The organism is Bradyrhizobium viridifuturi (genome assembly GCF_001238275.1).
GTDB lineage: Bacteria > Pseudomonadota > Alphaproteobacteria > Rhizobiales > Xanthobacteraceae > Bradyrhizobium > Bradyrhizobium viridifuturi.
In genome coordinates this window covers 43,256-53,135 of sequence record NZ_LGTB01000055.1, presented here as the reverse complement: position 1 = coordinate 53,135, position 9,880 = coordinate 43,256, and the positions used below count along the sequence as shown (strand labels likewise).

Annotated in this window: 9 protein-coding genes; 6 read left to right on the top strand and 3 right to left on the bottom strand. The window is 66.2% G+C overall.

Annotated features, from left to right (window positions below):
- Positions 1-1,011 (bottom strand): DUF5666 domain-containing protein (locus tag ALC15_RS36290; RefSeq protein ID WP_050631425.1); only part of this gene is annotated, 1,011 nt, incomplete at its 3' end.
- Entirely contained in the window at positions 1,008-1,883 is an 876-nt protein-coding gene (locus ALC15_RS36285) for a DUF6502 family protein (protein WP_050631424.1), read from the bottom strand. The genes ALC15_RS36285 and ALC15_RS36290, both read right to left, overlap by 4 nt.
- 160 nt (positions 1,884-2,043) lie before the next feature.
- Here ALC15_RS36285 and ALC15_RS36280 point away from each other — a divergent pair, with 160 nt between their 5' ends.
- The 6 genes from ALC15_RS36280 (at position 2,044) to ALC15_RS36255 (ending at position 8,356) form a co-directional block, all read left to right on the top strand.
- Entirely contained in the window at positions 2,044-2,478 is a 435-nt protein-coding gene (locus ALC15_RS36280) for a hypothetical protein (RefSeq protein ID WP_128089676.1), read from the top strand.
- Positions 2,479-2,695: 217 nt separating this feature from the next.
- The gene (locus tag ALC15_RS36275; protein WP_050631422.1) at positions 2,696-2,917 is read left to right on the top strand and encodes a hypothetical protein; all 222 of its coding nucleotides are present in this window, start codon (positions 2,696-2,698) and stop codon (positions 2,915-2,917) included.
- 20 nt (positions 2,918-2,937) lie between these two features.
- On the top strand, positions 2,938-4,878 hold the full coding sequence (locus ALC15_RS36270; RefSeq protein WP_430649222.1) for a glycosyltransferase: 1,941 nt from the start codon (positions 2,938-2,940) through the stop codon (positions 4,876-4,878).
- 2 nt (positions 4,879-4,880) lie between these two features.
- Positions 4,881-5,621, top strand: a complete 741-nt coding sequence (locus tag ALC15_RS36265) for an ABC transporter ATP-binding protein (protein ID WP_050631421.1) — start codon at positions 4,881-4,883, stop codon at positions 5,619-5,621.
- The gene (locus ALC15_RS36260; protein WP_050631420.1) at positions 5,618-7,039 is read left to right on the top strand and encodes a glycosyltransferase family 4 protein; all 1,422 of its coding nucleotides are present in this window, start codon (positions 5,618-5,620) and stop codon (positions 7,037-7,039) included. Before ALC15_RS36265 ends, ALC15_RS36260 begins: the two co-directional genes overlap by 4 nt.
- 6 nt (positions 7,040-7,045) lie before the next feature.
- Complete coding sequence (locus tag ALC15_RS36255; protein WP_050631419.1) at positions 7,046-8,356, top strand: O-antigen ligase family protein; 1,311 nt, start codon at positions 7,046-7,048, stop codon at positions 8,354-8,356.
- A 214-nt stretch (positions 8,357-8,570) separates the two neighbouring features.
- On the opposite strand, the gene ALC15_RS36250 is transcribed toward ALC15_RS36255, so the two are convergent.
- Positions 8,571-9,806 carry an ABC transporter substrate-binding protein gene (locus ALC15_RS36250; protein ID WP_050631418.1) on the bottom strand — a complete coding sequence of 412 codons (1,236 nt, stop codon included), beginning with the start codon at positions 9,804-9,806 and terminating at the stop codon, positions 8,571-8,573.
- Positions 9,807-9,880 lie beyond the last annotated feature (74 nt).

The following is a 9,880-nucleotide window of genomic DNA, read 5'->3' as shown; positions in this document are numbered from 1 at the left end:
CCCGGCCGCCACCGGGACCACCCGTCCGCCTGGTCCGGATCCACCTCCCGGCCCGGAGCCGCCGCCACCCGAGCCGCGGCCCGGCGTGCCGGGGCTCCTCACCGACGAGCCCGGGAACTTGGCAACCGATTGCACCGATTCGACGCGCAGCTCGCGGGTGCCCGTCAGCTGGGCGTTGACGACCACGCGCGTATCGGCCGCCGGCGCAAACCGCGAGTGGTCGCGTGCGACAAAGCCGGAGCCGAGCTGCAGATCATTGCCGACCCGCCGCACATAGGCCTCGATGAGCAGCCGCTTCGCGCCGGCAAGATCGGAGAAGTCGTCGGCGCGGCTGCGCGAGACCTGCATCACGCCCTGCGCGACATGGCCCTCGGCCTGTACGCGCTGGCCGGCCAGCGCCGCGTCGACGCCGCTGAGCTTGAGCCCGCCGATCCTTAAAGTCCCTGCGCGATCGTGCTCGAGCGGCCCGGCGACGCGCATCACAGCGTCATGACGCTCCTGCACCAGACTCGCGACGACGACGCCGTCGGTGCGACGCAGCCCGAACACGGCGACATGCGCTCCGACCTTCAGCCAGCTGTCGCGGCCGCTCCAGGCGACCTTCTGGCCGAGCACCGTCAGCTCGCCCGATTTCATCTGCTCCACCGGCCCGGTCACTTCGCTCGCCACGTCGATGCGCTTGGTCGACAGCGTGCCGCCGGCATCGCGCTCGGCCACCACGCGCGCGAGCTGTCCGATCCGCAGCGCCTTGGCGTTCGCCGTCTCGCCGTCGATCCGAACCGGCACGTCAGCCGCATAGGCGACGCGCTCGCCATTCACATAGATCGAGCCGAACCGCTGGATCACGCCGACGATGCCGGTGCCGCCGATGCCCTGGTCGGAGCCGGTGATCCCGGTACCGCCGATGCCCTGATCGTTGCCACGCTTCTTGACCTGAGCACCCGCGAGCGACGTGCCGGCGAGCCAGAACGCGGCGAGCAGCGCGCGGCGCGAGATGATGGGGCCGCTCATGTCGCGCCGCTTTCGTCTGAATCGTCATCGACGGGACCGTCCGGTCCCTCGCGATAGATGTAGATGCCGAAATTCCAGCGGTAGTCGCCGCCCTTGTCCTTGGCCAAAGCACGGTTGGCCTCGCGGTTGGCGACCTTCAGCGCCTCCATCGCAAGTTCGCGCGAGCGGCCCTCGAGCCGCTTGGCGAGCTTGGCCGACAGTCCGTCGTAATGCACCGCGCGTTCGAGGAAGCGCGGTGCCGCGGAGGACACGTTCATCTCGGCGGCTGCGACATGGTCGTGCAGATTGCGGCCGAGATAGTGCCATTTGCGGTCGTCGTCGCCATGCGGCACGAACGCCTCTTCGACCAGCATGATCTGGTCGCGGTCATTGATGGTGACGAGTTTGCGGTCGAGCCATTCGTCCAGCACCGCGCGCGGCCGCACGTCCTTCGTGATCGATTCGACCAGCGTCTCGAACGACGGTGCGCCGCCATCTGCGGTACGCGGCAACGGCAGCGGATCGCCCTTCGCGTCGGTGAACTCGGGCGCGGCCAGCCAGCGCGCGATGATCGCGCTGGTACGCGACAGCGTCGCCGGCACCGCGTTGACCGGCGCACCCGCGCCGCGCAGCCGCGCCACCTCCTTGCGGTGGATGCCGGTCAGCAGGCTGACGCGGCTGTCGGTCTGCTCCTTGCCCTCGAGCGCGAAGTCGTGTTCGGCGACATTGACATAGAGCTCGCGCAGCAGCTGGGTCAGCGCCGGGAAGGTCATGCCGCCGCGGATGCAAAGCCGCACCAGCGGGCGCAGCATCCGCGCGAGCGGCGCGTGCAGCTTCGCTGCGGCGATCGGCGCAGGCGATCCCACCTTCGACTTCGGGGCCTTGGCATTCATGCCTAACTTTTAGCCGTCCCCTGCGTGGGATACAATCCCACCTCACTTGACGTGTGACATTTTCCCACTTATGGGAAACAAAGTCACCTCCGGACACAACGCCCGCTGGCGGGCGCGGCTGTCACGGTGGCCCGGCACAGCCGCCAATACGGACCGCTCCATGACATCACCCCGATTCGACCTTGCGATCGCGGAAGCCTGCCGGATCGCCCAGGTTCCTTACGAGGAGTTCGTGTCGACAGTGATGGCGGGCGGCTATCCCTGCCTGCCGGGCGTGGTGCCCGGAACGCCGCGCCGCTTCGACGAAACCGACCTGCTGGCGCTGTACATCTATGGCCGCCTGCTCGCGTTCGGCTTCGGCGGCCTGCGCGCCGGCGAATATGCAAGCCGCGCGCATGCCGGCCTCATCACAGAGCCGCGCGCAAATTCGATCTCGATCGCGCTGACATCGGATGGCGGCAAGCGTGTCGTCATCGAGCAGGATTTGCAGCGGCCGGCGGCCGCAATGCTGCCCGAGCGGATCCATTTCGACATCCCGGCCATCAGGCGCCAATTGCAGCAGCCGACCGAACGCAGCACCGCCGAGCCGGCCTGACGGCTCCGCCAGCAACTCCCGCATTCGCCCGATCGCCCGCGCAGTCGCGGCGCGACCGCGCGCCGTCATGCGTTCCGAATTCCCTCAAGTCCCTCCTCCCAAAAAAGTTGTCCCACCGCCTTACGTGGGACATAATCCCACATTTTAGTCCCGACGCCATTGACGTGTGAAATTTTCCCACGTATCCAGAAATCCATTCAGCAGGGAATCCGACGCAATGTCTCTTCGTTCGGCCCGCGACCCCGAATCCGCTCGGTTCGCCGCCATCACCCCCCGTTTCACCGCGCAGGCGCCGTTCTGCTTCACGCCGCAGGCATTCTCGTTCACGCCGCGGGCGGCCTGCGGTCCGATCGAGCCGGTGTTTCCGGCACTGCTGCGTTCGGCGGTATTCTTCACCGCGCTGGCGCTGCCGTTCGTCGTCGCCCTGTACGCAGCATGATCCGGATCGAGCCGCCCATGATGGTTCTCAACCAGCAGCCGACCCGGCGTCCGTCGGTGCTGCACATCTTCAAGGTCTACTACCCCGACCTGTTCGGCGGCACGCTGACGGTGATCCGCGACATCTGCGCCGGGTTGAAGGACACGTTCAACGCTGCCGTGCTGGTCTGCTCGCGCTCCGGCGGCGAGCGGCAGATCGTGGTCAATGACGTGGCCGTCGAGCGCGTGCATTCGTTCGGCGACGTGCTGTCGCTGCCGGCCGCGCCGACCTATCCGTGGCGGCTGTGGCGCCGCATCGCCGAACACGATCTGCTGGCGCTGCACGCGCCCTTCCCGCTCGCCGACCTCGTGTTCGCATTCGGGCTCGGCCGCACCCGTCCGCTGGTCGTGCACTGGCACGCCGACATCGTCTCGCACGCGGCATTGCGCTTCCTGGTCGAGCCGATGATGCGGCGAACCTTGCGGCGGGCGTCCGCGATCATCGTCTCCGATCCGGTGCTGATCGAAACCACACCGCTGCTGCAGGAGTTTTCCGACAAGTGCCACGCCGTTCCGTTCGGCGTCGATGTCGAGAAATACGACCGGCCTGCCGCGCACAGCGACGACGTCAACGCCCGCGGCCGCCTCGTGCTCGCCTGCGGCCGGCTGGTGCCTTACAAGGGCTTCGACGTCCTGGTGCGATCGGCCCACGCCCGCAATTTCGAGGTCTGGATCGTCGGCGAGGGCCGCGAGCGCGACCATCTCGAGCAGCTGATCCGCGACTACGGCTTGCAGGACCGCGTCCGACTGCTCGGCTCGGTGTCCGAGAGCGAACGCGTCAAGCTGCTGCGCATCGCCGACGTCTTCGTGATGCCGTCGGTGACCAATGCGGAAACCTTCGGGCTGGCCCAGCTCGAGGCGATGGCGGCGAGCCGTCCGATCGTCAACACCGCGCTCGACACCGGCGTCCCCCATGTCGCCCGCGACGGCCTCGAGGCCATCACGGTGCCGCCCGGCGATCCCACCGCGCTTGCCGACGCCATCGAGACGCTGATCAACGATCCGGAGCGGCGCCGCCGCATGGGGCAGGCCGCACGGCATCGCGCACTGACGAAATACTCGACAACAGCCTTCAAGGAGGGAGTGGAGACGGTGTACCGCAAGGTCGTTTCCGAAGAGGCCACCGCAAAGGACGCAGGGTCATTAGCCCCAGCCCCGCGTCCCCAAACGGCCGGTTTCGTCGGCGCGATCCAGATCGCCGCCGCGCTGGCCTGGTCTGACGTACGCCATCGCTACGTCCGCTCCCTCCTTGGACCCTTCTGGATGTCGATCCAGATGGCGATCATGGTGGCCGTGCTCGGCTCGGTCATCGGCCATCTCTCCAACGCCAGCGCAGTGGCGCGGCTGCCGATGCTGGCGGCGAGCCTCACCGCCTGGACCTTCCTCAACAGCGTCGTGCTCGACGCCACCACCGCGCTGCAGGGCTCGGCCAGCCTGATCAAGGATCGCGCACTGCCGCCGGTGATCTTCCTGCTGCAATGTACCTTCCGCCAGGCGCTGTTCGCGGCCCACAACGCGGTGGTGCCGCTGGTCCTGTGGCTCGCGCTGACGCCGAGGGATGTCGGCGGCGCCATCGCCGCCCTGCCCGGCCTCGTCCTGTTCGTCATCGCTGCCCTCGGCGTGAGCCTCGTGCTCGGCGCGCTGGCGACCCGCTACCGCGACATCAAGCCGATCATCGAGTCCTCGCTGACGCTGGCATTCCTGGCCTCGCCGATCATCTGGACGCCCGAGATGATCGATCGCGGCTCCACGGTGATGCGGCTCAATCCGCTGACCCATCTGTTCGCGGTCTGGCGCGATCCGCTGGCGTCAGGTCATGTCGCGATGACCAGCGTGATCTACGTGCTGGCCTGCCTTGCCGCGCTCGCGGCCGCCGCGGTCGTGACCATCACTCAATTGCGCAAAGCGGCGTTCTGGATCTAGGCATGGCACGCATTCACCTCCGCGACGTCTGCCTCGATTATCCGCTGTACGGCGCCTACGACTTCTCGCTGAAGCGCCGCCTGCTCGGGAGCCTGTTCCGTCAGAGCAGCGAGATGCGCATCATCCGCGCGATCGACAGCATCTCGATTGAGGCAGAGGCCGGCGCTCGGATCGGCCTCGCGGGGCCCAACGGCTCCGGCAAGTCCACCCTGCTGCGGCTGATCGCCGGCGTCTTTCCGGCGACCAGCGGCAAGGTCGAGATAACAGGCAATATCGTGCCGCTGCTCGGCCTTGGCGCCGGCGTCAATCTCGATTTCGTCGCCGCCGACAATATCAGCCTGCTGCTGCGGATCTCCGGCCGCAAGCCGACGCCGGCGATCCTGGAAGAGATCTGGGCCTTCACGGAGCTGGAAGAGCGCATGCAGCGGCTGCCGCTGCGCATGTTCTCCTCGGGCATGCTGATGCGCGTGCTGTTCGCGACCGCGACCGCATTTCCCGCCGACATCCTGCTGCTCGACGAATGGCTCAGCGTGGTCGACGAGAATTTCTCGGCCAAGGCAGAGCAGCGGCTGCGCAAGATGGTCGAGACCGCGGCGATCGTGATCATCGCCTCGCATGACCACGCGCTGCTGCGCCGGACCTGCAACAGCATCATCAACCTCGATCACGGTCGCATCGCCAGCACCGTCGCGCTGGATGCACCCGTCCCGCATCACCTCGAGCTCAGAGAAATTAGCGCATGACAAAGATCCTGGTCGTCAGCGAGGCGCTCGGCGAACCCAACCACAAGCGCGGCATCTTCCATTTCACGCGCGAACTGATCCGCTCGCTGGCCGGCGACGGCCACGAGCTGACGCTGCTGGTCGAGACCACGCGCCGCTATCGCAAGCTGCGCCGCCGTCAGCAGCGCACAAGGCTGCTGCCCGACGGATCGCGGCTGATCGAGCTGCTCGCGCTCTATCGCTTCCTCGACGAAGCCGACATGAATGCGCCGGTGATGCGCAGCAGCGGCGGCCTGCGCCGCACCATCGAGTGGTTCCGCAGCAAGCTCCGCGCCGCGACCTCGCTGGAATTCGCGGTCAGCTTCCTGCGCGCGCTGCATTTGCTGCCTGCCGGCGTCAGCCTGATCGAAAACCATGCCGACGGCCTCGAATACATCCCGACCGATCTGCGCCATCTCAGGCTGTTCGGCGATTTCCTGCTCGAACCCGGCTTCTACAGCTATCAGGACACATCGGCGCTGCTGCGGCTGCCGCCGCCCCGCGTCGATGCGCGCGGCTATGACGTCATTCTCATCGATACGCCGACGCGGGTGGCGATCCAGCGCAAGCGCGGCGCCAAGGTGATCTGCGTCGTGCACGACCTGTTGCCGCTGACCGACCTCAAGCTCAGCGACGTCGCGACGCGGCTGTTCCTGTCGCGTCTGTTCACCAGCCTGCAACAGGCCGACGAGCTCGCCTTCGTCTCGAACTACAGCCTCGGCCGGTTCCGCGCCCTGCTTCCGCAATTCGCGCATCTGCCGGCGCGGGTGGTCTACCCCCGCACAAAATTCGACACGTCAGCGCCGCCGCTGGCGATGGCTGGCGCAAGCAGCAGACGGCCCTACTTCGTCGTGATCGTCTCTGCCGAACCGCGCAAGAACCTCGCCGCCGTCATCCGCGCGTTCCGCAAGCTGCCGCAGGCCGATCTCGTCGTGATCGGCTACACCGGGGACCCCACCCTGACCCGCCATGCGCCGCCCAACGTCCGCTTCTCCGGTTATGTCGAGGAATACGAGAAAGCCGCGCTGATCGCCGACGCGCATGGCCTGATCATGCCGAGCCTCGCCGAGGGTTTTGGGGTGCCGATCATCGAGGCGCTGGCCGCCAACACGCCGGTGCTGTGCTCCGATATCGCCGTGTTCCGCGAGGTCGCGGGCGATCTCGCCGACTACTTCGACCCGTTCTCGATCGAGTCCATCGGCGCCTCGGTGACCCGGGTTCTGGCGCAGCAGGAGCAGTGGCGCGACCGGATCCGCGAGCACCGGGCCGAGCTCGCCGAACGGTTCGGCCACCACACCCAGGCGCGCGACCTGCTGTCGCATCGGGTCGCCACGGAGACGATGACCTCGGTGCCCGCGGCCTCTGCCGCGATGGCGGCATTCAATGGCGCCACCGTGTAGCCCGTCATGACCACCGATCTCCACGCGATCGATGCCGCCGTCGCGCCCGCCATGCGCTGGCGCGACCGCGTTCGCACCTGGTCCGGATCGACAGCTTATGTCCGTGCGACCGACATCCTGATCGTGCTGGCCGCAGCCTCGCTGCCATGGTCGACGTCGCTGCTCGCGATTTTCATGCTGCTGTGGCTGGTCGCCGTGATCCCGACCGTCGACTGGGAGCAGTTCATTCTCGACCTCGCCCGGCCTGCCTTTGCATTGCCCGTTGCGTTGCTAGCGCTCGCGGTGATCGGCGTGGCGTGGTCGGAGACCGGCTGGGCCGAACGGCTCCAGGGCATCAAGCCGCTCAGCAAGTTGCTGCTGCTGCCGTTCCTGCTCGGCTACTTCCAGCGCTCGCAGCGCGGGCTCTGGGTGTTCCTGGCCTTCCTGCTGTCGTGCACGCTGCTGATGATCCTGTCCTGGATCGTGCTGGCGCTGCCGCAGCTCAAGCTCGCGCACACCGCCTCCGACGGCGTGCCGGTCAAGAATTACCTCGACCAGAGCCAGGAATTCGCGCTCTGCGCCTTCGCGCTGGCGCTGCCGGCATTGACGGCCCTGCGGGCCCGACAGTGGCGCCTCGCCGCCGGCGCCATCGCGCTGATGCTGCTGTTCGTCGTCAACATGCTCTACGTCGTCTCGGCGCGGACCGCGCTGGTCTACATGCCGGTGCTGTTGGTCCTGTTCGCCTCGCTGCATCTGTCCCGGCGCGCCACACGCCTGTTGTTCGCCGCGGTCGCCGTCACGAGCCTCGTGGTCTGGACGACGTCACCCTATCTGCGCCAACGCATCGCCGATGTCGGCATCGAGTATCGCGCGCAGGATACTTCGGGCATCGCCTCCACCGCGCAGCGCCTGACCTATTGGCGGAAGTCGGTGAAGTTCATCGGCGAGGCACCCTTGCTCGGCCATGGCACCGGCTCGATCAAGCAGTTGTTCACCCGGGATGCAGCCGGGAAAACCGGCCTTCAGGCCGAGGTGATCAACAACCCGCACAACCAGACCCTCAATGTCGGGGTCCAGTCGGGGCTCCTGGGCATCCTGCTGCTCTACGCGATGTGGGCCAGCCACGTCAGGCTGTTCGCCGGCCGCAATCTCGTGAGCTGGGTCGGGCTCGCCGTGGTGGTGCAGAACATCACCAGCTCCCTGCTCAATTCGCACCTGTCCGATTTTCACGAAGGCTGGATGTACGTGATCGGCGTCGGCGTCGCCGGCGGCATGGCGCTCCGTGCCCGCCGGCCGGAGAAGATCCTGGCGGACGCCGCCACGGTGTGCCGGGGATGACCTGCGCCTTGAACCCACGACCGCGCAACAAGCTCGATGTCGTCCCGGGCAAGCGAAGCGCGACCCGGGACCCATAACCACAAATGGCTGTTGTTGCACAGCGCTGGAGTCCCAGCTCACTTCAATAACACGCGCCTGTGGCTATGGGTCCCTGCTTTCGCAGGGACGACAGCGGTGTGTCGGCGCGAGCCGGGTCCTTCTCAGGAGCGAGCTCCTACCGTGTCGCGTCGTGACCTACCTCGCCCGTGATGACGTCGCCGAACAGCTCCCAAGCCTCGCCGTTGAACCGCATCAACTGCATCTGCTCGATCGGGAAGTAGTCGTCCGGCGAGGTGTTGACCATGACGCCCGGCAGCATCAGGTCGGAGTGGAAGTTCTTCAAATTGGCGGCCTGCTTCATCACGTTCTCGCGCGTCAGATTGTCGCCGCACTGCTTCAGCACCTGCACCATGGCCTCGGCCTGCACATAGCCATAGAGGTTGTTGGCGTTGCCCTTGTCGCCGTCGGGATAATATTTGTCCATGAACGCGCGCCATTTCACGACGGGAGGATCCTTGTCCCAGGTCGGATCGGTCGGGTCCTTCAGATAGGCCGTCGAGATGATGTCCTTGGAATATTCGAGCCCCGCCGGCTTCAAGACCGAGGCGACCGAGGTCGCGGTGTTGGCGAGGAAGAATTTCGGCTTCCAGCCGAGTTCGCCGACCTTGCGAATCGCCTGCGCCGATCCCTTCGGCGCCGCCCATGAAAAGAAGATGTCGGCGCCGGAATCGTGCAGCGCGACGATCTGCGAATCGATCGAGGGATCGGAGACCTCGTAGGACTTGTCGGCGATGATCATGCCCGCCTTGTCGCCGAGCCCGTCCTTCAGGCCCTTGAACTGATCCTTGCCGGCATCGTCGTTCTGCCAGAACACCGCGATCTTGCCGTTTGGAAACTTGTCGCGAATGTATTTCGCATAGATGCGCCCCTCGCTCTGGTAGTTGGGCTGAAAGCCCATCGTCCAGGGGAAATTCTTGGGGTCGCCGAACTTGGTGCCGCCGGAGGCGACGAACAATTGCGGCACCTTCTTGGCATTCATGTATTTCATGATTGCCGAATTGGACGGCGTGCCGAGCGCCTGGAAGATCAGCAGCACCTCGTCGCTCTCGACCAGCTTGCGCGCCTGCTCGATCGCCTTGGGCGGCGAATAGGCATCGTCGTAGCTGATGAAGTTGATCTTGCGGCCGTTGATGCCGCCCTGTTCGTTGATCATCTTGAAGAACGCGGCCTCGGTCTTGCCGATCACGCCGTAGGACGACGCCGGGCCGCTATAGGGCATGATGTTCCCGATCTTGATTTCGGTATCGGTCACGCCGGGATCGTATTTCTTCTGGGCGTGGGCCGAGGTCGCGAGCAGCGCCACACTTGCGAAGGCCGCGATTGCGCCAATATATCCAGAACGAGCCGGCATCGTTTTCTCCCGATTTTTGTCGTGGTTTTGACGGCAAGTCTCGCAAGAGACGCATACGCTGGCAAGCGCCGGGT